Consider the following 26,971-nt stretch of genomic DNA (forward strand, 5'->3'; position numbering starts at 1 on the left):
CATTTCTCCTTTGATCGATTAACATTATCTTAGTAGAAATTATAATTATTTTTAATAGCTTATTTTGCCAAGAAAGTTACCTTTTTTAACCACGCAAAAACCCTTTACGACGGCGTTTATATCGTAAAGGGTTATTTTAGTTCAATATTTTTTGATCATTATGAGTTCGAGTGATTTCTCTCCATTTGCCGTCTATCATGACGTTGGCGCTGGTTCCTTCAAGCAGTTTTACGTCGATGTCATTTTTGGTAAGTTCGATGGCAAAAAGGTTATCTTGGAGCCGGATGCGGAATTTTAAGGCTTTCCATTGTTGAGGAAGGTTGTTGATCAGGTGCAATTTACCTTCTTCAAATGTCATGCCGGCAAATCCGGCAGTTAGTGCTAGCCAGCTTCCGCCAAGGTTCGACAAGTGCAAACCGTCTTCGGTGTTTCCTTGCAAGTCGACCAGATCCATTTTGGCAGTGGTCATGAAGTAATCGTAAGCTTGCTTAGAATCGTGCAGGCGGGCTGCAATCATACTAAAGACTGAACGCGAGAGCGATGAATCATGCGTGGTGATCGATTCATAGTAATCATACTCACGTTGGAGTTGATCTTTACCGACGTCTTGTGGGAAGAGAAACTCAGCTAGGATCGTATCAGCTTGTTTGGCAACTTGGTAACGATAGATCGTTAGCGGATGGAAATGCAGCAAGAGTGGATATTGGTCTTTTTTAGTAGTCTTAAATGGCCAGATTGGCTTGTTGAAAAAGCTGTCGTCCTGGGCATTGACTTGGTGCTGCTGATTATATGGCAGGTAAATAACGTCTGCAATATTTTCGAATTTTTCCAATTCTTCGTCAGTTACGTGTAATTCCTTTAACTTGTTGGGATCAACCTCAGACACGATTTTGGCCAATCTAACGGCTAGATGCAAGTTGTGTTTAGCGATTCGGTTGGTGTAATAGTTGTTATCGACCATAACTGTATATTCGTTAGGACCAGTTACACCGTAAAATTCAAATCGATTTTTCCCATCGACCTCGTGGAAATGGCCAAAATGAGACCAAAATCTAGCTGTCTCGAGAATTAGTTCGTAACCTTTTTCAACGAGCCAGTCGCGGTCGTTAGTGGCTTCATAGTACCGATTTGCGGCGTAGGCAATATCGCCGTCGATATGGTATTGAGCAGTTCCAGCTGGATAATAGGCTGAAGCTTCTTCACCATTGATCGTTCTCCATGGAAATAGTGCACCTTCAGACACTCCGAGCGTTTTGGCTTGCTGTTTAGCAATGTCGAGCGTGTTGTATCTGAAATCGAGTAATTTTTTTGCGATCATCGGCGTGCTGTAAGTAAAGTAAGGCATCAAGTACATTTCGGTGTCCCAGAAGTAATGACCTTCATAGCCTGTGCCACTGAGTCCTTTAGCTGAGATATTAGTCTTACCATCACGTCCAGCAGATTGATTCAACTGGAATAAGTTGTAGCGGATAGCTTGAGTTAGGCGATCATCGCCATCGATCTCAATTTGGCTACTGTTCCAGATCGTCTGCCAATAATTTTTCGAATCTGCGATAACTTGTTCAAAAGTCACATCTTTTAAGTCGGCAGTGGGTGGCGTCAACTCGTTAGCAAAGTCGGAAACGCAAACTAGATATCTGGCGACTGCGGGTCCCTTGGCTAAATCAAAACTCTGTTCGAGTAAAGTTCCATCTAAAGCTTTCAAACGCATAGCAACTGCCAATTTGCTGTTTTGAGTCTCAATCAACAATTCCTTTTGGTCGTTAGAATCAACGGTTGTTGTGATGTCTAGACTCGTGATCTGACGGGCTTTTCTAGGATCGTCGCTTTCAGTAACGGTGGCGTTGAAGGCGAGGGATTTGCCGATGGTTATCTGACCATTATAAGTACCGGCGGTAAATTCATATTTTAAAGCGCCAGCTTTTTGGTCAGCTTGATCGACAATGCTGTCAAAAGTCAGCGTAATATTTTTGCCAGTGGGGTTGGTCAATTTGTACGACTGACTCAAAATTCCAGTTTGAAAATCCAAGTTCGAAGTTAGTAGTTCGCTTTTTGCAAAAAGTGCACCATCGGAATCGCTCACTTTGATCTTTCTCAGATCTGGTAAGTTGACGATAGTTTGATGATTTTCAGCATAGCCAACAGCCCGCTCACCATATGTGATCGGACTGCTTTCGTAAAATCCATTAACTAAAGTGCCGCTAGTTGAACTTGGGGCCACGGGGTCGCTGGCACGGATGCCGAAGTGGCCATTAGCGATTGAAAAAATTGTTTCCAAGTAGGCAATGCGGTGATTGTCTAAGTCGGTTAATTGTAAGTTATTCAAACTAACCATAAGAAATACCCCCTTGGGATCATCTTGTTTATTAATTTACGAATATAACTATAATAATACAATCCAGGATACATTCGAAAATATTACCTTTTTGAACCTCAGTTCATTTATAGTAGTCGCTTTTTTCAAAAAAACAACTCCTATCAATAAATCACGTCATATATGACCGACTTGAAATATTAATAAGAGTTTTGGTTAAACGGTATTTTTTTGACGATATTCTTTTGGCGTCATCTGATACTTTTTGCGGAACAAAACAAAGAAGTTTTTCGGCGATCCAAAGCCGGTATCAGACGATATTTCTTCAATTGAAGACTCTGTTTGTCGCAACATTCTGGCGGCTTCTGCCAATCTGATCTGGATCAGATAGCTTTTTGGAGAAACGCCAACGTATTTTTTAAAAACTCGGATCAGATGTGCTTCTGAAATATGATTTTCAGCGCTGAGTTCGCTGATGGTCAGATTATCTTGATAATTGTTCTGCATTTTAGACATCATTTGCTGGATCATCAACGGCGAGCCTAATTCAAGTGCATTGGCTGGCGATAGTCTGACGGAACTGTTCTGGGTCAAGACAAAGGCTGCAATGTAGTGCAGAGCGGCAACAGCGGTGACTTGTTGCTCCAGTCCAATCTTAGTGCTGCGTTTATATTCGAGAACGTTGTTTAAAGCCTCGTAAAAAATGCGATTTTTTTCAGCCTTAACATCGATTGGTCCTATGTCGAACTGGATCTCGTTGAAGTCGTTGATTTGATCGGTCAGCCATTCCAGCGGTATCAGCAAGGTCAACACTTCGTCTTTTCTGGTGATGATCGAATCAAAACTGTGAATGACGTTTGGTCCGATAACGTAGGCGTTATCAGCCTCTAATTCAAATGATTCGCCGTTGATCCGCCCAGTCCCAGGGTGTCCGTCGATGACGTAACAAATCTCGATCGAATTATGCCAGTGCGATAATGCGACCTTCTTCCTCCAGCCAGGATTACTGTGGAGGATCACCTTGACTGGCAATTTATCATCAAAAATCAAATTTTCATGAAATGCTGCCATTTTCATCAATCTCCTCTGAATAATTTTTATAAAAAATCCAATTGATTGTATATAAAAATAGTATAGCATCGTTGTTTTAAGCGATTACATCAATCCAGAAAAGATTACCTTTATTAATCTGAAATATATTTTTTAAATAAAAATGGTAATAAAATAGCGTCCTTCATGAAAAAAGGACGCTCGGATTCGCTTATTATTCATAAGTTTTGATGTTGTTTCTCAGAGTTTGCCGATGAATTTGGCCATTTCGTCTGCGGTGTCGTCAGCCTGGGGAAGGATTCCGACCATTGGTGCATAGGCGTGAGCCATACCGTTGTACTGAATGTAAGTCACGTTGCTGCCATTTCGAGCTAGCATTTCGGCAAATGCTTCATCTTGAAGCCGGAAAAAATCGAATTCTCCAGAGACCACCAAAGTTGTTGGCTTTTTAAAAGTTGAATCTGAATATAATGGCGATACTAGGCCGTGGATAGAGTTTTCGTCATTTCGCAAATAGTATTCACGCATGATGCCATTAAGTTGCTGAAAGACTGCTAAATAGTTGTCTCGAATCTTTTTTTGGTCTTCTCTGATCGGATATTGTTTGAGGTCCCAATATTTTGAAGTATCATCGTCAGCCAATGTCACGACTGGGTACAAGACGATACTGCCGACTGTTAGTTTGTAGCCGAATTGATGCAGCATCTCGTTAACGCCCAGACTGATATTTCCACCAGCTGAATCTCCACCTAAAATAAGTTCTTCAAAGTTCAAAACTTTTTTAGCATAGATCGAGACGGCAACGCCATCTAGAATTGCTGAAGGGAAGGGAGATTCTGGTGCGAGACCATAATCAACATTGATGATAGTCAGATTGCTTTTTTCAGCTACTAATTTCAGTAAGTTTTGGGCATCTTGAATGTGCCCACCATAAAAAGAACCACCGTGAAAATAAATCAAGACCCGTTTTAAACTAGCATTTTCAGGCGTAATGGTTTGAATATGGACTTCACGGTCAAACGAGTTGATTGTTTCGTCTTTGATCTCAATATTCGTGGTGGTTAAATCTTTAGAATCAGGGACTTTGTTGCCGGCACGTAATTCCTCTAAATTATCGTATAACTCTGACTTAGTTCTGAATGACTCAATGTATGGTAGCAGCTGCTCGCTGTATTCGCCTCCAGAAACTGTGTCAGAAATAGGCTTGACGAGTTTTCGCAACTTGTCGTTGACTAATGTTTCAGAATAATTTGAACTTGGCATATTATCGTACCCCCTCGATTTGATTTTTAGGCTATATATATTATTTTTACATATTTATTGCGTTGAACTATTCCAATAATAATAAAAAATATTCGTAAATTTAATTCCCAAACTTGTTGCTTTTATAACCTAAATGAACATTTTTAAAGACTAAATTGCAAAAAAAGTCACCACTGACAAATACCGGTCAGAAGTGACTTGATTGAGTTTTAATTATTTTTCGTCTTTACGGCCAATGTTGTAGTCATCATCTTTCATGGCTTCAACTTTACCCATTAGATAACCATTACCAACTTGTGAGAAGAAGTCATGGTTGCTAGTACCAGTACTGATACCATTCATAACGATCGGGTTAACGTCTTCAGCGTTTCCATCTGGGAACAAGGGACTTTGACCTAAGTTCATCAAAGCCTTGTTGGCATTGTAACGTAGGAATACGAGGACTTCATCAGTCCAGCCGATATCATCGTACAAGGTGTGAGTGTATTTTTCTTCATTGTCATAGAGTTTGTACAACAAGTCATACATCCAATCTTGCATCTTGCTTTGTTCTTCTTCGGATAGCTCGTTGTAGCCTAATTGGAATTTGTATCCGATGTAAGTTCCGTGAACTGACTCGTCACGGATGATCAACTTGATGATCTCAGCAACGTTAGCAAGTTTGTTATTACCTAAGTAATAAAGCGGTGTGTAAAAACCTGAATAGAACAAGAATGTTTCTAGGAAAACACTGGCAACCTTTTTCTCAAGGCCAGTTCCGTTTTGATAGATTTCGTTGATGTATTCAGCTTTCTTTTGAAGATATTCGTTGTGGTCAGTCCAGTCAAAGATCTCTTCAATTTCTTCAGCAGTGTTTAAAGTACTGAAAATTGATGAATAACTCTTAGCGTGAACTGATTCCATAAATTGAATATTGTTAAAAACGGCTGTTTCAGCTTGGGTACGGACATCTTTTCTGATCTCTTCGATACCGTCTTGTGATTGGAGCGTATCAAGCAGCGTTAAGCCACCAAAGACGTGTCCAACCAAAGTATGTTCTGTTTCGTTTAAAGTACGCCAGTCATCAATATCGTTTGATAATGGGATACGTGTGTCTAACCAAAATTGTGAAGTCAACTTTTCCCAAGTAGCTTTATCTACTTGATCTTCGATCTTGTTCCAATTAATGGCTTTGTAGTATGTGTCAACCATTCTAAAATAGCCCTCCGAATCATAGGTAACCACCTATACATTCATTGGGCTACCTACAGAATATATATATTTTAACTAAATTGAGCAGCTTTCGCACTCATTACTTCCAATTTCATCGTTGTTCTCAGTGAAAGTTCTAACGTAATAAAGTGACTTAATACCTTGGTAATAAGCGTAGTTACGTAAAATACTGAGATCACGAGTAGTTTGCTTAGTATCTGTCTTCCATTCGTAGATGCCTTCAGGGATCTCTGAACGCATGAACAATGTCAAACTCATACCCTGATCAACATGCTTTTGAGCAGCTGCATAAATATCGATAACTTTACGCATATCAGTATCGTAGGCTGACTTGTAGTATTTGATCGTGTCGTTGCTTAGAAGTGGAGCAGGGAAGTATAACTTACCGTTTTTCTTCTCTTGTCTTTCTTCAACTAGACGTGTGATAGGTTGCAAACTAGCAGAAGTATTGTTGACGTAAGAAATTGAACCTGTTGGAGCAACAGCTAAACGGTATTCGTTATAAAGACCGTACTTTTGAATACTGTCTTTAAGTGCTTGCCAGTCTTCCTTATTAGGAATGTGAATGTCAGCAAAAATTTCTTGAACGTGATCAAGCTTTGGTGCCCAATCTTGGTTCAAATACTTATCGAAGTAAGTTCCATTCGCATAGTCTGACTTTTCAAAGTTGTAGAAGCTTTCGCCACGTTCTTTAGCGATTTGGTTACTTTCAAACAATGTCCAATAGTTCAACAAGTAGAAGTAAACGCCAGTAAATTCGATAGATTCAGGTGAACCGTATTCGATATGATTCTTAGCAAGGAACGTATGCAAGCCCATGGCACCTAAACCAACTGAATGGCTCAACTTGTTACCATGTGCGACTGAAGGAACGGCCACAATGTTTGAAGCGTCAGAAACATAAGTCAAAGCACGCATCATTGAACGAACTGACTTACCAAAATCAGGACTCTTCATCATATTCAAAATGTTAGTTGAACCAAGGTTACAACTAACGTCTGTTCCCATTTTGACGTATTCTTGTGCATCGTTGATCTCTGAAGGAACTTGTACTTGTTGGATCTCAGTACATAAGTTACTCATGATGATCTTACCGTCGATCGGATTTTCACGGTTAACCGTATCGATGTTCAAGACGTAAGGATAGCCAGATTCTTGTTGTAATTTACTGATCTCGTCTTCAAGTTCACGAGCTTCGATCTTGTATTTCTTGATACGGTCATCTTTGACCATGTCGTCGTATTCTTTAGTAATATCAACGTATGAGAAAGGTACACCGTAAACGCGTTCGACAGAGTATGGACTGAATAAGTACATATCTTTGTTCTCACGAACTAATTCGTAATACTTATCAGGTACGATCACACCTAGGGATAAAGTCTTAACACGGATTTTTTCATCAGCATTTTCTTTCTTAGCTGATAAAAAGTCGATAATATCTGGATGGAAAACGTTCAAGTAGACGGCACCAGCACCTTGACGTTGGCCAAGTTGGTTACTGTAACTAAATGAATCTTCCAATAACTTCATAACTGGCAAGACACCGGATGATGAGTTGTCGATCCCCTTGATAGGTGAACCAGATTCACGCAAGTTTGAAAGTGTGATCCCGACACCACCACCGATACGTGATAGTTGAAGTGCACTGTTAACGGTCCGTCCGATACTGTTCATATCATCGGTAACTTGCAATAGGAAACAAGATACGTATTCACCACGACGTTTACGTCCAGCATTCAAAAATGAAGGAGTAGCTGGTTGATAACGTTGAGCAATCATTTCAGTTGCTAATGATTTGGCGAGATCTTGATCTCCGTGAGCAAATAATAGGGCGTTAAAAAGGATTCTCATTTCATAGTTTTCAAGGTACAAGTCGCCATCGTTAGTCTTGATAACGTATTGGTTATAAAACTTGTAGGCTGCCATGAATGATTTGAATTGGAAATGTTGATCTAATAAATAGTTGTAGAGGTCTTCGATAAAATCAAATGGATATTCATCAACGACTTCTCTTTCAATAAAGTCCCCGTCTAACAAATAGTCGATATGGTCTTTGAATGAATCGAACTTCTTAGTGTTAGGGTTAACGTTTTCGTCAAAAAAAGCTTTGATAGCTTCTTGGTCTTTATTTAATGGAATCTTGTCATCAACAGGGATGTTGATCTCATTGTTTAATTTGAAATAATTTACTTTCTCAATGTCTAGGTTATTTAGCCCCAACTTCGTTCACTACTTTCTTGAAATTTTCTACGTCTTTGTCAGTACCGTTGAATTCGAATTCGAAGACAACAGGTACGTTTAATCCTTTAGCGATGTCTCTTGCTGTGTGATTATACAATGTATTGAAATTACGATTTCCGCCGCCTGCTACGCCGACGCAATTCTTAGCATTGTCTTTGTATTGAAGGAAATCAATTACAGGGTCCATCATATCATCATCGTATGCGGGTACGATGAGAATAAACGACCGACCCATTTCGTGAAACGGGTCGGCGTCATTGATTTGATATGCGTCCAAACCGGTTTTCTTGACGAATCGAACGGTTTGACCTGTAATTGAATAAAATGCGATGTCTACCATCGAGTTAGCCTACAAGTCCTTTTAGGCTATCTGGACGAAATCCGACGATTGGATCACTGTCAGCAGGCATAACTACAGGAACACTTTGATATCCTTGTTGTTTTAAATAATCAAGATATTGTGGTTGTTGGTTGATGTTACGTTCTTCAAATTGTACGTTATGTTCTTTTAAGTATCTCTTTGTCATTTTGCATTGCATGCAATTGTTTTTACTATATACGATTACGTTGTTCATAATGGTGGTCCCCTTTTGTTGAATGTTTCAAAGACTAGTATAAAACAATTAAAATGAAATGTAACGAGAAATATACTATATATTGTGGTCTACCTATTTTTTAATACACTATAAGGTGTGTCAAAATGCGTAAGGTCGCTATTTATAGCCTGATAAAAAAATTTCAATTTCGTAAATTGTCTGCCGTTTCGTGTTAGAATTATCTTATCAATTAGTAAGCAGCTTTTTATGAATAAATAACCAACGGATTTGAGGAGAAAATAATGAACGGATGGAACTTTATAGGGATACTCGCTTGGATTATTGTCATCGCTCTGTTATTCCTTGTTGTATTTAATATTAGAAATAGACATCTCAAAATTTTAGTCGAACACAAGACTAAAATCACCTGGAAGACTGTTTGTTTAGACGCATTGGAAATTCTAGTCGTCATAGTAGCCGTGATCGGAATGCTCTATGTTTCATTGTTTTCGAGAGTGGACTTGAACAACAAACAGGATATTGCCGTTAGTTACAAGTTTGAACCAATGATCATGCAAACGACTAAAGATGGTCAAGGCTATTACATCAAGATCGATAAGAACAGTTCAAATGGTTCGAATAATGTCTACCAATACTGGTTAGATAATTCGAAGTATTCTGTCTCTAGTCGTGAGGCTTCAATTTCGGATGGTACCTTGCCATTTAACGTATCTGGCGTTCACTTGAACTGGCCAATGAAGAAAATCAGCAAGATGGACCAGAAGTATCAATATGCTTACGTTGTTACGGCTGAAGCCAAATACAAGAGCAACTTCATTAATGGACTAGGGATGCGTGCTGGACATTATGCTTCTGAGTATCGTGTCTTGAGAGTTCCTGCTAGATCATTTATTAATTACGCAAAATAGAGCGTCTTAATTGTCATACTGCGATAATTTTGTATAATCAAAATAACAACAAAAAGAGGGCTAAATCAGCAATGATTTAGCCCTTTGTTTCCAAGTTATTTAGCTTTTGACATTTTCTTGGCACTAACAACGATCTTGTTGTTAAGTTCCATTTTGTTTGGATCGTCTTTTGGATCGTTTTTAACGATTTCAACTAGGGCAGAGTGTTCGTAGACTTTCTCAACTTTTCCCTGGAAGGCGTAATCCATATCCTCATCAACTTTACAGTCGTATGTTTCACCTATTTTAATATCTTCAATTTTCATAATTAAACTCCTAGAGTTATTTACTTAACAGATTAGTATCATAATATAGTAGTAAAGATTTTTCAAATCAAACGCAACAGGATGAACATCATGAACAATAAAATTATTGTAATAACTGGTGCTAGTGGCACTGGCAAAACCACGATCAGTCGATATTTAGAAGAAAAATACCACATTCCACACGTTGTGACTCATACAACCAGGCTTCCACGAGCTGGAGAGGTCAACGGAGTGGATTATTATTTCGAAACAGACGAAAGCTTTGAAAAAAATCATTTTTTGGAGCGAGTTGAATACAGCGGCAACAAGTATGGCTCGTCTGAAGAAGGATTAGAAGAAGCTTGGAAGAAGTCGCCGATTGCTTCAATTGTGTTGGATACTAAGGGTGCAGTCGCCTATCGGGAAAAATACGGCGATGATGCGGTCATCCTTTTTATGAAAGTAGATCCCAAGGTTTTGGCCGATCGTCTCAAGAAACGTGGCGATGCCCAGGAGCGATTGACGCAGCGCCTGTCTAGTGAAGAAAATCGCAGAGACTACCAAATTCCTAAGGAATTATATAGAAAACATTATGAAATCATTAACAAAGACATAAAAAAAACTAAAGAATGCATCGATAGCATCATAAAAGACATCAAATAAGACATAAATACCCAAGGATCGATTAAACAAAAACGCCGGTTTAATCGTATTCTTGGGTATTTATTTTTTGATTTTTCAAAGTGTAACATTCTTATACTACTCTTGTAACAATTATGAAATATTCAGAGAGTATAGTATTCATCGTTGAGTGATAAAAATAATTTATAAAATTTAAAACTAATTAATAAACAAACCATTTACGGGGGAAATTTAATTTTGAATATCAAAAAGAGTCTTGTTACATTTACAGCCGCTGCGTCACTTGCAGTTACAGGTTTAGGAATTTCTAATCTTACAAATACATCATCAGAATCACACGTTGCACATGCTGCAACAACAGATTCAGACATGCCATCAGTTGTTCGTGCTAACTCAATGGTTAAGCTTTATACAGCTGCAGACAATAACTCAAAACTTGCTGGACGTTCATTAGCTGAAGGTTCTGACTGGGCAGTTCTTGGTCAAGAAACAGATGCTGCTGGTAACCTTTGGTACGCATTAGGTGGTAACCAATGGGTTAAAGCTGCTGAAATGACAGCCAACCCTACAACAGAAGAAGCAACTACACAAGCACCTTCAACACAATCAGCTGTTGAAAACTTGATCAACACAGCCAAAGCATACGTTGGAACACCTTATGTATGGGGTGGAAAGACACCTTCAGGATTTGACTGCTCAGGTTTCACATCATACGTATACCAAGAAGCAACTGGTAAGAGTATCGGTGGTTACACAGTAGCCCAAGAATCAGCTGGACAACATGAATCAGTTCAATCAGCATCAGCTGGTGACTTATTATTCTGGGGTAGCGAAGGTTCAACTTACCACGTAGGTATCTACTTAGGTAACAACCAATACATCGCTGCACCACAACCAGGCGAAAACGTGAAGATTGCAAGTATCTCAAGTTACTTCATGCCTTCATTCGCTGTTAAAGTTCTATAATATATAGACAATAACAACTAGGAATCGAATACCACAAAACAAAAATTAAATACTACCCGTAATGACCACATCCGAGGATGTGGTCTTTTTGTATCCCAAAAATTAAAGCTAGAGTAAACTATCTCACGGTTAATTGAGTTGCTAGCCGATTTGAATTATATCAGGCATTGGCAAATGCGAGATCAGCCTGGATATCCATAAAAAATATTGATTAATACACCTGATGTTAGACGGAGGGGAGAAAACGACACAGTGCTAATCCTGAAATTGTCGTTAGCGTTTGAAAAACGCTTAGGACAAGCCACGAACTATGTGGATTGGCTTCAAGTTGAGGCCATGGCGTCACAGTCGCCTGAGGCGTTTTTACTCCGGAATCGAGAATAATGCTCCGAACCATCATTGAACTTGATTATTTTTTTTATAATTGATGATACATATTGTTAATTTTTAATCAGAAACCCCGAGTAGTATGGTAAACTAATTAGGCAGCAAACAAGCTGCACTGTAGAGAGTGACTCTATAGAAAACTTATTGAATTGCTGAAACAAGCAATCCACTAATTAAGTATAGTTGAACGTAATTCAACTATTTGTAACATTATGAAGAGGATCCAGACAAGAGACGAGAATCTTGTCTGAAAGAGACTATTTGGAAGTCCGAGAATACTTCCAGGTGGCCTCTTTTTATTTTGCTAACTTTTTTATAGAATGACGGAGAAATCTAGCCAAAGTTTCGTAGTTTAATTAAGTAGTATAAAAAACGAGGTGTGACTATGAATCAATTTGATGAATTGTTTTCTTTAAATGATACAGACGAGATCGGCAGACAACTATTAGGAGTAGAACTTGTCCATAAAACTCCTGAAGGACTCGCTGGCGGCTACATCGTTGAAGATGAGACCTATTTTGGCGTTGAGGATCCCAGTTCATTTGCTTATCAAGGAGTTAACAATCAGAAGAGCAAGCATCTGTATGATGAGAGTGGATCAATTTTTATTTACCGGATGTACGGATCCTTCATGATTGACATTGCTGTTCAACCTAAGGGAACTCCACATGGTATCTTGATTCGAGCTATTCAACCCAGTCGTGGTCTTGGTATTCTGGAAGATAATCGGCCCATCAATGGAAAAAATCAGACTAATGGTCCAGGCAAATTGAGTCAGGCTATTGGAATTCATGACTTGTCATTAAATGGTCAATCCTTTAGTGGCAATCAATTGTTTTTAGATTTTACCAACGCATTGAAACCAAACGAGATCCTAACGTTGCCAAGAATGGGTTCAAAAAATGACCACTCTGAAAATAAAATTGGCAATCGTTTTGCAGTCGCAGGAAATCCATATGTCTCTAGCATTAAAAATAAGGAGACAGATAATGAGATGTTTGGGTGGAAGGATACGTCAATCGCCACTAATTAACGATTGAATTTGTTAGATGGAACTTCCCAAGTAAGGCAATGAATTGATCCGCCGGTTGTTGATAACTTAGAAATATTGATGGGGATAACTTTTTTCGTAGTATATCTTTCCACAATTTTCATCGCTTGATGATCATTTTTTAAATTATATTGTGGAAAATAAATTGCATCTTTAGTTTCCAGCATGTTGATGTATAACCCTCTGGCTGATGCAATTTTTGAATCATATTGTCCCTTATCAGTGTACGAAGAAGGCAGTACGATAAATTTTATCTCTGGACATTCTTGAAGTATTTCATGTTCGACCTTCTTCCGAAATCCTGGCTCATAGCTAAAATCATTAATGAATAGTTTGTGCTTTGCAATGAACTTGACCATTCCATCACTGTGGCCAAGGATGTCACCAGGTTCTTTAGAGATGATAATAACGTGTTTAACGGATAGTTTATCTTTTAATTCGTCAATGATCTCAGATTTTGACCATTCACGATTATCAAGTAAGACTTGTTTAGTCAAGATGATTGTATCGCCGCCATTCCATTGGACATTGCCACCATCTAAAACTAAATTAGATTTGTCGAAGCGATAACGTCTTTTTAAAAATTTGTTGAAACGGCGATTGAGGTATTTGCTGTCTGACTTTGGCAAGTAGTTAGGTGAATATTTGAATTTGACCATCTTTGAAGTGATGACTGGTGCAACGTCACGGATCCAAATGTCAGGATAGTAAAAATTTGTCGTCGTGAAATCTGCATTCTCATAAGTTAGGCTAGTGAAATGGTCCGATGATGACGCAGATATTTGCAAATCTTGATTGAATTTCTCAATGACGTCTGAATAGTGCAGATAATATGTATCTTTCGGGTCAGGCAAACTAGCGTAAATTGTTGTTGCGGAAGCAACATTTGCTCCCGTTGAAAATAATGTAAATCCTATTAGTAAACTTGCGATAATTACTTTTTTCATACTCACATTCCTCGTTTCGAGAAGAGTATAACAGCAGCTTTTCTATATATATTTAATAAAAAATATAAAGCCGAGTTGACGGGATAAATTCATTATTGACAGAGTTTGGATATATTTAAAATAATTATTGAATAGTTATTCTTATTGGATTTATATTAGCTTTATCAAAAGTACGGAGGATTTGGGAAATGGTCAAGATTGTCGAACTTAGAAAGTTAGGAAATGATTTAGTTTTGACAGCTCCATCCGATATGAATGATAAGGTTGGGGAAAAATATCTAGTTAATACAGATGTTAACGGGGTTATTACATATGAACCCAGTCATCATAAAAATATCTTTTCGGATCCAGAGTGGAGAGATTACGACTATCAAAAAGCTATGCGAGAAGATCCAGAGTTGAGAAATTTATTTTAACAGCGAAAATCTAAAAAAGCTGCAGACCATTTCTGATCTGCAGCTTATTTTTAATTCGTATTCTTTTTAATTGCGGTATTGATCTTAGTTTCGTTATAAAGCAATAAGACTAAGAACATGATTACGTAAAGTGCTAAAGGGATTAGTGCGTAATTTAAATTAATGGCAGAAATGGCATTGGCACTTTGGGCTTGGTTGGATGAGTATCCAGAAACATCTAAGGAACCGGCGGTGATCAGGCCACCTAATCCGAGTCCCAGGTTTACTCCAAAGTCATCTGTTGATGCTAAGACACCTTCAGCTTGAATTCCCATCGAAGTCCCGTATCGAATCGTATCGGCAATCATGATCGAAACTAGTCCGATGATGAAGCCGTTACCGATCGAGTTGATGAAGACTCCGGTAAATATCGTTGGGATGTGCTCGGTGTAAGCCCCAATTGAGATGATGACTTGTCCGATAAATCCGGTAACGATTCCTAGCAACATAGTATTCTTTTTGCCGAGTTTAGCAGAGACGAAGTAAATGGCGACGACACCGATAAGGGCGGTGAATGTGAAACCATTTGCCCAAGATACTAAATTTTCGTCTTTTATGACGTATTTGAAGTAATAAATAGTTGTTTGATTTTTAATTGACGTCGTTAACCAATATAAAAAGATCACAACTGAGATGACCATCCAAGGCTTGTTCTGCTTTAACATATTCCAAACGCTTTTGACAGGTTGATGACTGATAGTTTTATCGGTGAACCGCTCTCTGACGTGGAAGAAGGTGTTCAAGATCAAGGCTAAGGAAATTATCCCAAAAAGGATTATCGTTCCTAAGAAGCCCTTTTGTTGGTCGCCACGACCAAACAGAGCAACTAAGGGAATGGTGAATGTTCCGACGATGATCTGTACAGAAGAGCCAAAGAATTGTCTGATAACTCCAAGCAAAGTTGTTTCCTGCTCGTTATCGGTCATAGTTGGCAAAATCGACGTAATTGGCAAATTAACGGCAGTGTAAAGAAAGCCCAGAGCTAAGTAAGTTACATAAGCCCAGACTAATTTTCCACTATGCGGTAAAAAGTTTGGCGTAACAAAAGTCAAAATGGCAAAGATGACATAAGGGAAGGCATACCAAAGAAAGAAGGGACGGCTTTTGCCCCATTTCGAATGGGTGTTATCGATCATGACACCGATGATCAGACTTTCAAAAACGTCAGCGACTCGAGCGACCACAAACAGGACCGCTACTTCGCTAGCTGTTAATCCAAAAACATCCGTGTAAAAGAAAAGCAGATAAGTAGTCATCATTTGGAAAACTAGATTATCTGCGGCATCACTTAAACCATAACTGATACGTTCAGTTAGAGAAGTGCGCCATCTGTTCATGGGCTATTTCTTCTCTGTTAAACGACGGTAGATTTCATGTCCGACCAAATCATTAGTCCACATCCAAGCAATGTGTCCTAGTGCTTCTGAGATGTGTTCTTCAGTAGGTTGATCCTTACCTGCAGGAACAGTACCCATATAAGGCATGATTCCTAAGTGGAAAGCTACCCAAATAGCTAAGCCAAAAATCGTGCTAGAAGTACCTCTAAGATACTTTTTGTTCTCGAACAATACTTCATAAATGATTGCAAAAGAAGTTGAGAAACCAAAATGCATCAAATAGCTGACCCAAGGAAGTTGATGTCCAGAATAAGTATAAGTAGCATGTGTAACTTTTTCAGGGACACCGAATTGTTGGAGCAATTTCTGTGGTGGGTTAGTAGAATCACGTTCCGCAGTACGTGGTGGTAGAATGTTTTCCCAGCCAAGTTTGACTAAACCAGAAAAGATCCCCGCAGCTGTACCAGCAATAACAGCATCTTTTAAGTTAAGCTTTTGTTTCTTGTTCAAACGCATATGATGAATACCTCCTCAACAGTATTTGGTTTCATTATAGAACAAGCTTATTAATTAAGCCCGTCATTGATATTCAAATAAGACATAATTTCTTCACAATTTATTTAATTTTTATTCTCAGTTAGCTAACTGATTATTCATAAAGTAACGTTATTCTTTATACATAGTCAAATAGCAAAGAGGTGACCGGATGGATCAAGGCTTTCTTCAAAATTAATCCCTAAACACATTTTTTCATAAATTACTTACACAACTTATTAAATATAAATAATCCCTAAATTTGAATAATATTCCCCCCCTATAAATATTACTCAACCCCTAAATTAAATATATAACCCCATATATATTAAGTAACGTCCACCTGTCAGTGGGCGTTTTTATTTTGCAAAAAAGAGAAAATATATTAAAAAATATTAATTTATTCAAAAATTTTGAAAAATATTTTGTTTTTTGAAAGTCCAATACCAGCAAACGATTCAGCCGGATTACGGGTGATTTATAATAAAAACACCATTGACAAAATATAATTAAGGATTTAATTTATTAAACATAATTTAATAACATTAAATACGTTGATGAGAAGAGTAGGTTACTCAGTAGATACAAAGCGATCGTCGTTAGTGAAAGGGCGAAATCAAACCGTAACTGAAGATGAGCTCGGAGTTTTTAGGCAAGCAGTGCAAGCTGTCAGCCCGTTTGGATGCGATACTATCCTAGACATCAATAGGTGTTGAAGAGTTATAGGCAGCAATGTCTGTAAAAATAACGGGTGGTACCACGAAGGCTTTCGTCCTGTGCATTAATTTGCGCAGGGCGGAGGTCTTTTTTTTACAAAATTCTCACTGGGACAAAGGAGGAGATTATTATCGCAAACAATACTGATATCGTAAGTAAATTATTATTAACTCAATCAACTGAAGCAGAACGGGAACAACTTTTTCCAATTGCTCGAAGGGCTTTGATCGATTATCTGGGCTGTTACTCGTTAGCCTTAAACGAAAAAGCTGTTATCAATTTAGCGAAGACTTTGCAGATCAATCAAACAACATCTGATCTGGAGGCCAATCGTCCAGCATCTCAACTAGCATTGTTCAATGGATTCACTGCACATTATTTAGACATCGATGATGTTCAAGCAAATTTTCGGGGACATCCTAGTGCGGTGATTTATTCAGCATTATTAGCTATCAGCGATTCATCTGATAAAATTTCGGATCTCCTCTGGGCTTATGTTCAAGGTGTTGAGTTAGCTGGAAAGCTTGGGCGAATCCTTAATCCAGTACACGCTGGCAATGGGTGGCATTCAACTGGGACGATCGGGACTATTGCGGCTGCCGCAGCAGTCGGCGTTTATAAAAAAGTTGATGTGAAAAAACTTTCGCAGATCATCTCGCTAGCTACTACGCAGGCTTCTGGACAAATAGCGCAAGAGGGAAGCGATGGGAAACCTTTGAATGCCGGCTTTGCAGCCAGAAACGCAGTCACCGCCTATGAGCTGATTGAAACTGGATTAACTGCAAACGATGATCCGTTTGATTCAGTCAACGGTTGGACTGCAGTTATTACCGATGAATATTTTGTTATTAATGATTTGATCGATGATTGGCTAAAACCAGCAGAGATTCTTAATCCGGGACTCTGGTTTAAAGAACGTCCGATTTGTTCAGCCGCATTGTCTGGATATAACGCAGCAAAAAAAGCCTGGCAAGCAGGTGTTCGCTTTTCTGAGTGCGACCAGATAATTTGTCACTATCCACGATCAGGCGATTTGGCCTTGAAACAAACTAATCCTCAAAGTGGGATGGCGGGAAAGTTTTCGATCGAGTACATTGTATGGCTAGTTCTAAATCGAGGAGACGTTGAAAATAGCGACTTCTTCAATCGTCCGGTAGATGAACGATTCACGGAATCAGTTGGAAAAATCAAACGCGTGCATGATTTGCAGGTGTCTGATCGAAACAAACGCCCAATTGAAATTGAAATCGTCCAAGGAAATGAACATCAATTTTTTAAAGTGGAGATTCCGCATGGTTCTCCAGAGGATCCTTTGACTGATCACGAAATTGTTAAAAAAGCTGTTGCTGGACTCGGTGGACCAATTATTGAAATTCTAAGTAAATTGACCGATACAAAAGGATATCTTCAAGAATTAGGCAATCTGTGGCAAATCGATCTAAGGAGGTTTTCCTAATGGATTTTTCGCGAGTGACTGATTTTAAGGATATTCAACAATTAACTAATTTATTGCACCGGGCTTATCAAGCTGATGAAAAATTGCAGATTCATTTTAAAGCTGCCAATATCACGGACGAACAAGTCCGACAGCATGTTCAGACAACCCCAACATTCGCAATAAAAAGCAACGACCGAATCGTTGCTACAGCATCGGTTCGCTTACCTTGGTCCACTAATCCAGGACCCTTTGACCTGCCGCACCTAGGTTGGATTGCGACCGATCCCGAGTTTCAACATCAGGGATTAGCCAAAAAAATTATTCAGTTTGTCATCGACGATTTTGCCATTCAACAGTTGTCAGCTCCGGCAATCAGTTTAGGAACTGCGGTGGAGCATCCTTGGCTACAAGCTGCTTATCGATCATTAGGATTTAAGCAGGTCGATACGGTCCGAATGTTTAGCGACCATCAAACAGTGTTTATGATCAAGGTTCTTAATGATCAAGCTATCAAAACAGTTAACGATACATATTTACAGTCAGTAATTTAAAAACAATGAGGTGAAATCTATGAATTTTGATTGGAGCTACTTTTTTACATTATTTGGGCATTTATCAGGATATATCCCGATCACATTAGCGATGGCAGTTGGAGCAATGGCCTTGGCAATCGTACTAGGCGGTATTTTGACATCATTTCAATTGTCTAATTTTAAACCACTGAAATACTTTGCTAATGTTTATATTTCACTGTTTCGTGGAATGCCAACATTAGTACAGCTATTTTTGATTTTTTACGGATTGCCACAGCTTTTCCCTTCATTAAGAGGGATGCCCGCAGTCGGAGCTGCCATATTTGGATTAGGTTTTAAAGAAGCTTCATATTTAGCAGAAATTTTTCGAGCAGCAGCTACTTCAGTTGACCACGGGCAAATTGAAGCGGGACAAGCACTTAACATCTCTCGTCCAAAATTGTTTTTCCACGTAGTTTTGCCACAGGCGACAATCAACGCGCTGCCAGCAACAGGAAATACCTTTGTTAGTTTGCTGAAAGAGACATCTTTAGCCTTTACCTTAGGACTGACGGAATTATTCGGCGATGGAAAGATGTTAGCTGGAGAATCATTTAAGTATTTTGAAACTTATTTAGCAGTAGGCCTGATGTACTGGGCTCTGATCGTAATTTATACCTGGATTCAAAATCGCGTCGAAGTTTCATTAAGTCGACCATACAGGAGGGATCTCAATGTCATTCATCGAAGTAAACGATTTATCAGTAACGATTTCAAAGAAACCAGTCTTGAAACACATTAATTTGCAGGTTGAAGAAGGAACGGTCACGGCATTTGTAGGTCCCAGTGGCTCAGGAAAAACAACTCTATTGAGAACGCTCAATTTATTGCAAGAACCTAGCGACGGGGCAGTCTCAATTGCCGGCATTACAGCTGAAGCAAAAAATATTACTAAGAAAAAGATTCAGTTGTTACGCCAAAATTCAGCCATGGTATTTCAACAATTTAACTTATTTAAAAATATGACCGTCAGACAAAACGTCGTTTCACCATTAGTTTTTAATGGTTTAGCCTCAAAGAAAGAAGCTGAAAAACGAGCTGAAAAAGTTATCCAACAAGTTGGTCTACAAGAGGTCATCGACCAGTATCCAGTTACTTTATCTGGGGGACAGCAACAACGTGTTTCAATAGCTAGAGCAATTGCCGTCAAACCAAAAGTGATCTTATTGGACGAACCGACCTCAGCACTTGATCCCGAATTGGTCGAAAGCGTCTTAAAGACAATTGCCGCTTTAGCGTCTCAACATATCACCATGGTTTTGGTGACTCACGAAATGGAATTTGCTCGTCAAATCGCTGATAATGCCGTTTTTATTGAAGATGGTCAGATCGTTGACCAAGGACCGGCTAAGGATATTTTGTCAGGCGAAGGGAATGGACGGATCAGTTCATTCGTAAATTCATTAGCATCATAATTTTTTAATAGAGAAAGTAGGGATCAAATGACTGACGTATTGGATTCACAATTATTACAAAATAATTTTAGTACTGAAAAAATGCGTTCGATTTGGAACGACAACAATAAAATCACTCAACAATTAAAGATCGAAGCCGCGTTATCAAAAATTGAAGGACAGTTACAAGTGATCCCGCAATCTGCAGCCGATAAGATAGTTGCACAAGCAAAGATTGAAAACTTTGACATTGAAGAGTTAGCAAAAGAAAGTGCTAAAAAGAGACACTCACTGATTGCTTTGATCAATCACTTGCAAGCATTGGCAGGACCTGAGGCCGGGGAGTTCGTTCATTATGGAGCTACTACCCAGGACATCGTTGATACTGGAACCATGCTGCAAACTAAACAAGCTTATGAATTGTTGCGAGAACATGGAAGACAGCTAATAAAAACGTTAAAATATCAGACTCAGCGATATCGTTCGACCTTGATGATTGGACGAACTCATGGGATTCAAGCTATTCCTATCACCTTTGGATTTAAATTAGCTATCTGGCTTGATGAGTTGATCCGGGATCAAAAGAGACTAGATCAATTAGCTGAGGAAGATATCTTTGTTGGAAGTTTAAATGGTGCCGTGGGAACATATGCTGCTTTTGGTCCTAAGGGACCGGAAATTGAAAGACTAGCCTTGGGTGAGATTGGTTTACAAGTTCCTAGTATTTCTTGGCAGCCATCGCGGGATCGCTTTTCGGAGTTTGCTTCAGTTTTAGGAATATATTCAGGAACTTTAGGAAAAATTGGGCATGAACTTTATAACTTAATGAGGACTGAGGTCAATGAAATTAATGAACCGTTTGTCAAAGGTGAAGTAGGATCATCGACTATGCCTCAAAAACGTAATCCAGCTCTGATCGAGGGATTAACTAGTTTGACTCAACCGATTTTTAAGGATGTTGGTCTAATGTTGGAATCAATGTTGATTGAGGGTGAGCGTGACGCCATTCATTGGCGAAATGAATGGGTAGTTTTACCAGAGATCACGAATTATCTAGACGCTCAGTTGACGAATGCTAACTATATTATTGAAGGTTTAAAAGTTAATGAACAGCAGATGTTTGATAATATTCAGCTTCAAAATGGTCTGCCATTTGCTGAAAGGATCATGTTCCAATTGGGCACTGTCGTTGGCAAGCAAACAGCACATAAATTGGTTTACGACAGTGCAATGGCCGCAATTGAACAGAATAAGAATTTTATTGATGTTTTATATTTAGAAAATGAAGTAAATTCGAATTTTTCAAAAGACGAAGTTATCGCTTGGACAGATGCCAAACAAGATATTGGCAGTATTGAAGAAAAAATCGATCAAGTCTTGCAAAAAACAGACAGCGTCTTTCAGACGACAGAAAATGTTCCAGCATAGGGGGAAAAATTAATGAAACGAAAACGTTTATTAGGTTATTTAGCAATTATTTTTACATTAGGGATAGTTTTGACGGGATGCTCAAATAAAGCTAGTGGCGATACTGATAAGACAATCAAAATTGTGACAACAGGAGTGAGTTTTCCAGGATCGTATAAGGAGAACAACCAATTAAAAGGATTCGACGTTGAAGTAGCTAAAGCCGCCGCTAAAAAAATTGGTTACAAGGTTCAATTCACAACAACTAGTTTCGATGGATTGTTTGGTCAATTGCAAAGCGGCAAAGTCGACGCCATCGCTAGCAATGTGACAGTTACACCAGAAAGAGAAAAACAATTTTATTTCTCAAAGCCTTATGGATATTTTAGTTCAGCAGTAGCAGTAAATAAATCTGCTGATATCAATGACATTAAAGATTTAAAGGGCAAGACGATTGCTGCCACAGTCGGTTCGATCCAAGTTCAACAAATGAAAGATTTAGGAATCGACGTTAAGGCCAAGACTTACGATGACCGTGAAGGCGCAATGAATGCCGTTATTAACAAGCAAACTGACGGCTATTCAAACGCTAAGCCAATTTTAGCTGCAGTTATCAAACAAAAGAATTTGCCATTGAAGATAGTAAAAGGAGAATTTTCTCCATCGACTATTGCCATTACATTCAATAAGGATAGTAATGGTAAGGAATTGCAAAAGAAATTCAATAAAGCAATCGATGAACTACAAGCAGACGGAACAATTTCGAAGTTATCCAAGGAATATTTTGCCGGAATCGATGTCAGCTCTAAGTAGAATCCACTTGCGTCTTTTGTAAAACAGCTCATACTGAAGTCATAGAACAACAAAAAGGAGTGGTTTTGTGGCTAAAGTATTTATTGCTGGAGAAATTCCAGAACACGCTTTGGATCTATTGAAAAAAACTGATTTGGATATCGATGTCTTTCACGGAGATAAATTGATCGACCATGATACTTTGAAAAAAGGTGTCAGTGACGTAGATTATTTGATCACGCCGTTATCAACTAAGGTGGACCAAGACATTTTGGATAGTGCTCCTAAATTGAAATTGATTGCTAATTTCGGTGTTGGAACTAGCAATATCGATGTCGAATACGCTGCTTCAAAGGGTATTCCAGTAACTAACACACCATTTGTATCGGCGGTATCAACAGCCGAAGTTACTACAGCCTTGATCATCAGTCTGTTGCACCGCGTTGTTGAAGGAGACCAAGTGATGAGAACCACTGGATTCAACGGCTGGGCTCCACTATTTTTCTTAGGCCACGAATTAAGTGGCAAGACCCTAGGAATAATCGGTATGGGACAAATTGGTCAAGAAGTGGCCAAGAGAATGCATGCTTTCGACATGCCGATCCTCTATACGCAACGTCACCAACTGCCAACAGCTAAAGAAGTTGAATTGGGAGCAACATTCGTTACTAAGGAAGAGCTTTTGAAAAAATCCGACGTGATCTCAATTCATATCCCAGATACTCCACAAACGCATCATTATATTGGAGTCGATGAATATAAAATGATGAAATCTTCAGCAGTTTTGGTCAATGCCGCACGAGGTCCGGTGATCGACGAATTAGGATTGCTGGATGCACTCAATCAGAAGGAAATCGCTGGTGCTGCCTTGGATGTGTACGAAAAGGAGCCTCATGTGGATGATGGATTCAAGAAGCTAAAAAACGTTATCTTAACTCCGCATATTGGTAATGCTACAGTCGAAGCCAGAAATGCTATGGCAGAAATTGTCGCTAATAATACCATTGCAGCTTTGAATGGTGAATCAATTAAATATATCGTTAATGGAGTAGAATAATAAAATCTCCCTTGGTGAATTCCAAGGGAGATTTTTTAGACTAAAGTTTGTAATCGATCTGCTAGTTGATCCAGACGTTCATCATTTAAACGGGCAACATTGAATCTAAACGCTTTACGGTCAGCCCCATAAATAGTGCCAGGCTTCACCAGAATATTTTTTTCCAGCAATTGGTTAAAAATATCGGGATTGTCCTGTGTGACCCACAGATAAAAGCCACCTTCGGGAATTGAGAATTGCCAATCAGGTCGATACTTATGGAAAATTTTAGCAACTGCTAAGCGTCTTTTTTGCAATATGGTCGTTAGGCGACTAAGCTCGGGCATAAAACTAGGTGTGGTCAAAGCCATGTTGACCATTTCTTGTGCGAGCATGCTTGGGATCATGTCTAGTTGACGCTGGACTTGCAACAATCGTTGACTAATAGCACGAGGTGCAATGATCCAGCCAATTCGAGTTCCTTTTCCCAAAAGTTTTGACATGGAGCTGATATAGATCACGTTTTCTGGTGCTAACGATTTTAAAGTCGGAACATTTGAATCTGCCGTGCTTAACCAGCCGAAGACATCATCTTCAATGATCGGCACTTGATATTTTTGACAGAGATCGATGATCTGTTGGCGCTGTTCTAAGGTCAAGGTTTCGCCAGTTGGATTTTCGAAGGTAGGATTTAGGATCAACAGTTTGATGCGATGCTTCAAAATGTTGTCTTCTAATTCGGCAAGATTAAAATTGCTGTTGATCAATGGGACAGGATAAGTGTGAATGCTCAAAGTATCGAACACGGCGGTCGCATTAAAATATGATGGAGTAGCGAAGGCAACTGCATCACCGGGACTTAATAGACTACTCAAAACTAGCAACAGGGATTGGGCAGCACCACCAGAGACCACGATGTTTTGCTGATCTAACGAGATCTTTTGGCTGAGTTGCTGTTGATGACTGAGCGTGTCGATCAATGGCTGATAAGCAGTCGATGCATACTTATGATTTTCCAAATGCGTCTGCCAGTTGAATTGAAAAGTTTCCAAACTCGGAATCAGGTCAGCTGGCAATTCGTCGGCAGCCCCATCGATCAAGTCGCCTTTATTGAGGATTCGTGCCTGCATCAGCTGGTCTTGAATATTATCGTTCACCGTTACCACCGGGTCGAGCAACGATTGCCAATTAATATTGATCGACAGCGGTTTGATGTGTGGAGTCTGCGAGACAAAAGTTCCGCTGCCGCGCTTTTTAAAAACTAGATCTTGAGCAGTTAGTTCGCTTAGTGCTCGTGTCACAGTTGAACGGTCAACTTGCAACCAACGCGCTAGACTGCGTTCGGAGGGTAACTTTTGACCCGGCAACAGTTGGTCAGATTGGATCAAATTTTTAACTAATTGAATGATTGCTAAGTATTTTGGTTTGATATCGGGTAGATCTTTGGACCAATTGATCATGACTAATCCTCCATATATAACTGTTAGTATACTAATTGGCTGGATTAAAAACAAACCAATTGGATGTTGCTCAATCAACCTTTTAACGGGAAAATGGAAAAATTAGGAGGTAATCATATGCAGAACGTTTTAACCATCGCTGGTTCAGATAGTTTAGCAGGTGGTGGTCTGCAAGCTGATTTAAAGACCTTTGAAGAATTGAATGTCTTTGGGCTAAGTGCCACCACGAGCATAGCTAATATTTTTCCAGACGACGTTTCGATCAAAGTTTTGGATCCAGAGCTGGTAAAAGAACAATTGGATTCAGTCTTGACCCAAGTGCCCATCGCTTATGCAAAGACGGGACTTTTGGGTTCGGTAGCGATGATCGAGTTAGTCAAACAAGAATTGGAAGAAAACAATTTACCATTAGTAGTTGATCCGGTACTCGTTTTTAAAGAGGGCGAGACTGCTGAAGAGGTGGATTATCTAGCTGCCATGAAAAATGACTTGTTGCCGTTAGCTAGTGTGACAACGCCTAACCTAACAGAAGCTGAGCAATTGAGTGGTTTAAAGATCGAATCGATCGGACAACTTCCTCAAGCTGCCCAAAGAATTCAAGACTTAGGTTGTCCAAATGTCATCATCAAAGGTGGCAGTCGCTTGTCAGGAAACGAAGCAGTTGATTACTTGTTAACCGAAAAACAAGGGTATTGGTTCCGCAACAACAAAATTGATACGGCAATCACAAATGGTGCCGGATGTACATTTTCAGCTGCTATCACCGCTTTTTTAGCACAAGAAAAGTCGGTCGTAGATGCTGTTAAAATGGCGAAAGAATTTGTTAGATTGGCAATAATTCATGGCGTCACGATTGGTGATTCCGGAAGCGTTTGGCAAGGAGCAACCCGTCAACAGGAGGATCATCATGCAAAAAAATCGAATTAGACAGGAAGTCTTAGCCGCAGTTTTGACTGCGTTGACCGTAGCAATGTCGATCTTAGTGGTCATTCCTGTTCCAGCTACCCACGGACTCGTTACATTGTGTGAGGTGGGTATTTATACTAGTGCAATTTTATTTGGAAATCCCGTCGGGGTCGTCGTTGGCGGTGCGAGCGGATTCTTGATCGATATCATTTCTGGATATCCGGTCTGGTGTTTGTTCTCACTAGTTATTCACGGACTTCAAGGATTTACCGTCGCTTATATGACGAAGAACCGCAAATTAGCAATTCGTAACTTGCTACTACCACTTTTAGCCGGCAGTACTATTATGGTCGTCGGTTACTACCTCGCAACAAGCTTACTATTTGGATGGCCTGCTGGTTTAGCATCAGTTCCAGGAAACTTAGTTCAAGTAGGATTCGGGATAGCCGTAACTGTTTTAGTTGTCGGCAGTTTGACCAAGATAAAACCAAATTGGGTGAAGGGATGAAATATTATGGAGTTAGAGAACTTAGAAACTGATTTAACAAAGATGGTTCAAGAAGTATTGGATGCAGCTAAATTGCGACCTAATGATCTATTCGTTTTAGGTTGTTCAACGAGTGAGATCGTTGGTGGCCATATTGGTAAAGCATCTGATCCTAAAGTTGGCGAACGTATTATTCACACTTTGCGTTCGATTTTGAAACCATTAGGCATTCATTTAGCAGTTCAAGGTTGCGAACACATTAACCGCAGTGTTGTGGTCGAACGCTCAGTTGCAGAAGCTAAAGGCTTTGAAATTGTCTCAGTCGTTCCCGCAATGCATGCCGGTGGTGCTTGTTCAGTTGCTGCCTTTGAACAGTTCGATGATCCAGTTGAAGTTGAACATATCGTTGCCCAAGCCGGGATCGATATTGGCGATACTTCTATTGGAATGCATGTTAAATTCGTTCAAGTTCCTGTCCGTCCCACTCAAAAAGAACTCGGTGCAGCTCATGTGACCGCATTACGCTCACGTCCTAAGTACGTCGGAGGACCAAGAGCAAATTATGAGCCAATCGAACATAAAGAATTTGTTGAACAAAATAATTAAATCAAAAA

The 26,971-nt window shown here is 39.3% G+C and carries 27 protein-coding genes; 15 read left to right on the plus strand and 12 right to left on the minus strand.

Annotated features, from left to right (window positions below; genetic code table 11):
- Positions 1-136: 136 nt before the first annotated feature.
- From LKF16_RS08300 to nrdH, 7 genes are all read right to left on the minus strand, one after another.
- Positions 137-2,335, minus strand: a complete 2,199-nt coding sequence (locus LKF16_RS08300; RefSeq protein ID WP_291470430.1) for a glycoside hydrolase family 65 protein — start codon at positions 2,333-2,335, stop codon at positions 137-139.
- 195 nt (positions 2,336-2,530) lie between these two features.
- A complete protein-coding gene (locus LKF16_RS08305) occupies positions 2,531-3,385 on the minus strand; it encodes an AraC family transcriptional regulator (protein WP_291470432.1) in 855 nt (284 codons plus the stop codon).
- 219 nt (positions 3,386-3,604) lie between these two features.
- The gene (locus tag LKF16_RS08310) at positions 3,605-4,627 is read right to left on the minus strand and encodes an alpha/beta hydrolase (RefSeq protein ID WP_291470434.1); all 1,023 of its coding nucleotides are present in this window, start codon (positions 4,625-4,627) and stop codon (positions 3,605-3,607) included.
- A gap of 213 nt (positions 4,628-4,840) precedes the next feature.
- Complete coding sequence (nrdF, locus tag LKF16_RS08315; protein WP_291470436.1) at positions 4,841-5,818, minus strand: class 1b ribonucleoside-diphosphate reductase subunit beta; 978 nt, start codon at positions 5,816-5,818, stop codon at positions 4,841-4,843.
- Positions 5,819-5,893: 75 nt separating this feature from the next.
- Entirely contained in the window at positions 5,894-8,059 is a 2,166-nt protein-coding gene (gene nrdE, locus LKF16_RS08320) for a class 1b ribonucleoside-diphosphate reductase subunit alpha (protein ID WP_291470438.1), read from the minus strand.
- Complete coding sequence (nrdI, locus tag LKF16_RS08325; protein ID WP_291470440.1) at positions 8,046-8,420, minus strand: class Ib ribonucleoside-diphosphate reductase assembly flavoprotein NrdI; 375 nt, start codon at positions 8,418-8,420, stop codon at positions 8,046-8,048. Before nrdI ends, nrdE begins: the two co-directional genes overlap by 14 nt.
- Before the next feature lie 4 nt (positions 8,421-8,424).
- Positions 8,425-8,655, minus strand: a complete 231-nt coding sequence (nrdH, locus tag LKF16_RS08330; protein ID WP_010624751.1) for a glutaredoxin-like protein NrdH — start codon at positions 8,653-8,655, stop codon at positions 8,425-8,427.
- Between the two features lie 263 nt (positions 8,656-8,918).
- Between nrdH and LKF16_RS08335 the strand changes: the two genes are divergently transcribed.
- The gene (locus LKF16_RS08335) at positions 8,919-9,545 is read left to right on the plus strand and encodes an LVIS_2131 family protein (protein ID WP_291470444.1); all 627 of its coding nucleotides are present in this window, start codon (positions 8,919-8,921) and stop codon (positions 9,543-9,545) included.
- A 95-nt stretch (positions 9,546-9,640) separates the two neighbouring features.
- Here the strand turns inward: LKF16_RS08335 and LKF16_RS08340 are convergent, their stop codons facing one another.
- Positions 9,641-9,850, minus strand: a complete 210-nt coding sequence (locus tag LKF16_RS08340) for a DUF2187 domain-containing protein (RefSeq protein WP_291470446.1) — start codon at positions 9,848-9,850, stop codon at positions 9,641-9,643.
- A 90-nt stretch (positions 9,851-9,940) separates the two neighbouring features.
- On the opposite strand from LKF16_RS08340, the gene LKF16_RS08345 reads away from it, so the two are divergent.
- The 3 genes from LKF16_RS08345 (at position 9,941) to LKF16_RS08355 (ending at position 12,857) form a co-directional block, all read left to right on the plus strand.
- Entirely contained in the window at positions 9,941-10,492 is a 552-nt protein-coding gene (locus LKF16_RS08345) for a guanylate kinase (protein ID WP_291470448.1), read from the plus strand.
- Positions 10,493-10,708: 216 nt separating this feature from the next.
- Entirely contained in the window at positions 10,709-11,437 is a 729-nt protein-coding gene (locus LKF16_RS08350; RefSeq protein ID WP_291470450.1) for a C40 family peptidase, read from the plus strand.
- A gap of 772 nt (positions 11,438-12,209) precedes the next feature.
- On the plus strand, positions 12,210-12,857 hold the full coding sequence (locus LKF16_RS08355; protein ID WP_291470452.1) for a DNA-3-methyladenine glycosylase: 648 nt from the start codon (positions 12,210-12,212) through the stop codon (positions 12,855-12,857).
- Here the strand turns inward: LKF16_RS08355 and LKF16_RS08360 are convergent.
- A complete protein-coding gene (locus LKF16_RS08360) occupies positions 12,854-13,822 on the minus strand; it encodes an agmatine deiminase family protein (RefSeq protein ID WP_291470454.1) in 969 nt (322 codons plus the stop codon). The genes LKF16_RS08355 and LKF16_RS08360 overlap by 4 nt on opposite strands.
- 188 nt (positions 13,823-14,010) lie before the next feature.
- Between LKF16_RS08360 and LKF16_RS08365 the strand changes: the two genes are divergently transcribed.
- Positions 14,011-14,238, plus strand: a complete 228-nt coding sequence (locus LKF16_RS08365) for a hypothetical protein (RefSeq protein WP_291470456.1) — start codon at positions 14,011-14,013, stop codon at positions 14,236-14,238.
- Positions 14,239-14,288: 50 nt separating this feature from the next.
- On the opposite strand, the gene LKF16_RS08370 is transcribed toward LKF16_RS08365, so the two are convergent.
- Both LKF16_RS08370 and LKF16_RS08375 read right to left on the minus strand, forming a co-directional pair.
- Entirely contained in the window at positions 14,289-15,614 is a 1,326-nt protein-coding gene (locus tag LKF16_RS08370; RefSeq protein WP_291470458.1) for an MFS transporter, read from the minus strand.
- Between the two features lie 3 nt (positions 15,615-15,617).
- Positions 15,618-16,130: a DUF1440 domain-containing protein gene (locus LKF16_RS08375; RefSeq protein WP_291470460.1), complete on the minus strand. Its 513-nt coding sequence runs from the start codon at positions 16,128-16,130 to the stop codon at positions 15,618-15,620.
- Positions 16,131-16,899: 769 nt separating this feature from the next.
- Between LKF16_RS08375 and LKF16_RS08380 the strand changes: the two genes are divergently transcribed.
- From LKF16_RS08380 to LKF16_RS08410, 7 genes are all read left to right on the plus strand, one after another.
- The gene (locus LKF16_RS08380) at positions 16,900-18,321 is read left to right on the plus strand and encodes an MmgE/PrpD family protein (RefSeq protein ID WP_291470462.1); all 1,422 of its coding nucleotides are present in this window, start codon (positions 16,900-16,902) and stop codon (positions 18,319-18,321) included.
- The gene (locus tag LKF16_RS08385) at positions 18,321-18,854 is read left to right on the plus strand and encodes a GNAT family N-acetyltransferase (protein WP_291470464.1); all 534 of its coding nucleotides are present in this window, start codon (positions 18,321-18,323) and stop codon (positions 18,852-18,854) included. Before LKF16_RS08380 ends, LKF16_RS08385 begins: the two co-directional genes overlap by 1 nt.
- 19 nt (positions 18,855-18,873) lie before the next feature.
- Positions 18,874-19,617 carry an amino acid ABC transporter permease gene (locus LKF16_RS08390; RefSeq protein ID WP_291470466.1) on the plus strand — a complete coding sequence of 248 codons (744 nt, stop codon included), beginning with the start codon at positions 18,874-18,876 and terminating at the stop codon, positions 19,615-19,617.
- Positions 19,550-20,290, plus strand: a complete 741-nt coding sequence (locus LKF16_RS08395; protein WP_291470468.1) for an amino acid ABC transporter ATP-binding protein — start codon at positions 19,550-19,552, stop codon at positions 20,288-20,290. Before LKF16_RS08390 ends, LKF16_RS08395 begins: the two co-directional genes overlap by 68 nt.
- Positions 20,291-20,317: 27 nt before the next feature.
- Complete coding sequence (locus LKF16_RS08400; RefSeq protein WP_291470469.1) at positions 20,318-21,697, plus strand: class-II fumarase/aspartase family protein; 1,380 nt, start codon at positions 20,318-20,320, stop codon at positions 21,695-21,697.
- A gap of 12 nt (positions 21,698-21,709) precedes the next feature.
- Positions 21,710-22,489 carry a transporter substrate-binding domain-containing protein gene (locus LKF16_RS08405; RefSeq protein WP_291470470.1) on the plus strand — a complete coding sequence of 260 codons (780 nt, stop codon included), beginning with the start codon at positions 21,710-21,712 and terminating at the stop codon, positions 22,487-22,489.
- A 67-nt stretch (positions 22,490-22,556) separates the two neighbouring features.
- Positions 22,557-23,525, plus strand: coding sequence for a 2-hydroxyacid dehydrogenase family protein (locus LKF16_RS08410; protein WP_291470472.1), 969 nt, complete (start codon positions 22,557-22,559; stop codon positions 23,523-23,525).
- 35 nt (positions 23,526-23,560) lie between these two features.
- On the opposite strand, the gene LKF16_RS08415 is transcribed toward LKF16_RS08410, so the two are convergent.
- Positions 23,561-24,964: an aminotransferase-like domain-containing protein gene (locus tag LKF16_RS08415; RefSeq protein ID WP_291470474.1), complete on the minus strand. Its 1,404-nt coding sequence runs from the start codon at positions 24,962-24,964 to the stop codon at positions 23,561-23,563.
- A gap of 117 nt (positions 24,965-25,081) precedes the next feature.
- On the opposite strand from LKF16_RS08415, the gene thiD reads away from it, so the two are divergent.
- From thiD to LKF16_RS08430, 3 genes are read left to right on the plus strand one after another with little or no spacing between them, the layout of a single operon-like run.
- Entirely contained in the window at positions 25,082-25,891 is an 810-nt protein-coding gene (thiD, locus tag LKF16_RS08420) for a bifunctional hydroxymethylpyrimidine kinase/phosphomethylpyrimidine kinase (protein ID WP_291470475.1), read from the plus strand.
- Complete coding sequence (locus tag LKF16_RS08425; protein ID WP_291470477.1) at positions 25,872-26,378, plus strand: ECF transporter S component; 507 nt, start codon at positions 25,872-25,874, stop codon at positions 26,376-26,378. Before thiD ends, LKF16_RS08425 begins: the two co-directional genes overlap by 20 nt.
- A gap of 6 nt (positions 26,379-26,384) precedes the next feature.
- Positions 26,385-26,963 (plus strand): TIGR01440 family protein, encoded by a 579-nt coding sequence (locus tag LKF16_RS08430; RefSeq protein ID WP_291470479.1) that lies wholly within the window; start codon positions 26,385-26,387, stop codon positions 26,961-26,963.
- The last annotated feature ends 8 nt before the right edge of the window (positions 26,964-26,971 follow it).

Source organism: Companilactobacillus sp., assembly GCF_022484265.1.
Classification (GTDB): domain Bacteria; phylum Bacillota; class Bacilli; order Lactobacillales; family Lactobacillaceae; genus Companilactobacillus.

What these genes read in the sequence shown, in the direction of transcription:
- LKF16_RS08345 (WP_291470448.1), top strand. Translation starts at nt 9,941, where the DNA reads ATGAACAATAAAATTATTGTAATAACTGGTGCTAGTGGCACTGGCAAA.
- LKF16_RS08405 (WP_291470470.1), top strand. Translation starts at nt 21,710, where the DNA reads ATGAAACGAAAACGTTTATTAGGTTATTTAGCAATTATTTTTACATTA.
- nrdH (WP_010624751.1), bottom strand. Translation starts at nt 8,655, where the DNA reads ATGAACAACGTAATCGTATATAGTAAAAACAATTGCATGCAATGCAAA.
- nrdI (WP_291470440.1), bottom strand. Translation starts at nt 8,420, where the DNA reads ATGGTAGACATCGCATTTTATTCAATTACAGGTCAAACCGTTCGATTC.
- LKF16_RS08385 (WP_291470464.1), top strand. Translation starts at nt 18,321, where the DNA reads ATGGATTTTTCGCGAGTGACTGATTTTAAGGATATTCAACAATTAACT.
- thiD (WP_291470475.1), top strand. Translation starts at nt 25,082, where the DNA reads ATGCAGAACGTTTTAACCATCGCTGGTTCAGATAGTTTAGCAGGTGGT.
- LKF16_RS08415 (WP_291470474.1), bottom strand. Translation starts at nt 24,964, where the DNA reads ATGATCAATTGGTCCAAAGATCTACCCGATATCAAACCAAAATACTTA.
- LKF16_RS08425 (WP_291470477.1), top strand. Translation starts at nt 25,872, where the DNA reads ATGCAAAAAAATCGAATTAGACAGGAAGTCTTAGCCGCAGTTTTGACT.
- LKF16_RS08305 (WP_291470432.1), bottom strand. Translation starts at nt 3,385, where the DNA reads ATGGCAGCATTTCATGAAAATTTGATTTTTGATGATAAATTGCCAGTC.
- LKF16_RS08310 (WP_291470434.1), bottom strand. Translation starts at nt 4,627, where the DNA reads ATGCCAAGTTCAAATTATTCTGAAACATTAGTCAACGACAAGTTGCGA.
- LKF16_RS08430 (WP_291470479.1), top strand. Translation starts at nt 26,385, where the DNA reads ATGGAGTTAGAGAACTTAGAAACTGATTTAACAAAGATGGTTCAAGAA.
- LKF16_RS08335 (WP_291470444.1), top strand. Translation starts at nt 8,919, where the DNA reads ATGAACGGATGGAACTTTATAGGGATACTCGCTTGGATTATTGTCATC.
- LKF16_RS08340 (WP_291470446.1), bottom strand. Translation starts at nt 9,850, where the DNA reads ATGAAAATTGAAGATATTAAAATAGGTGAAACATACGACTGTAAAGTT.
- LKF16_RS08370 (WP_291470458.1), bottom strand. Translation starts at nt 15,614, where the DNA reads ATGAACAGATGGCGCACTTCTCTAACTGAACGTATCAGTTATGGTTTA.
- LKF16_RS08355 (WP_291470452.1), top strand. Translation starts at nt 12,210, where the DNA reads ATGAATCAATTTGATGAATTGTTTTCTTTAAATGATACAGACGAGATC.
- LKF16_RS08375 (WP_291470460.1), bottom strand. Translation starts at nt 16,130, where the DNA reads ATGCGTTTGAACAAGAAACAAAAGCTTAACTTAAAAGATGCTGTTATT.
- LKF16_RS08360 (WP_291470454.1), bottom strand. Translation starts at nt 13,822, where the DNA reads ATGAAAAAAGTAATTATCGCAAGTTTACTAATAGGATTTACATTATTT.
- LKF16_RS08390 (WP_291470466.1), top strand. Translation starts at nt 18,874, where the DNA reads ATGAATTTTGATTGGAGCTACTTTTTTACATTATTTGGGCATTTATCA.
- LKF16_RS08400 (WP_291470469.1), top strand. Translation starts at nt 20,318, where the DNA reads ATGACTGACGTATTGGATTCACAATTATTACAAAATAATTTTAGTACT.
- LKF16_RS08300 (WP_291470430.1), bottom strand. Translation starts at nt 2,335, where the DNA reads ATGGTTAGTTTGAATAACTTACAATTAACCGACTTAGACAATCACCGC.
- LKF16_RS08395 (WP_291470468.1), top strand. Translation starts at nt 19,550, where the DNA reads ATGTCATTCATCGAAGTAAACGATTTATCAGTAACGATTTCAAAGAAA.
- nrdF (WP_291470436.1), bottom strand. Translation starts at nt 5,818, where the DNA reads ATGGTTGACACATACTACAAAGCCATTAATTGGAACAAGATCGAAGAT.
- LKF16_RS08365 (WP_291470456.1), top strand. Translation starts at nt 14,011, where the DNA reads ATGGTCAAGATTGTCGAACTTAGAAAGTTAGGAAATGATTTAGTTTTG.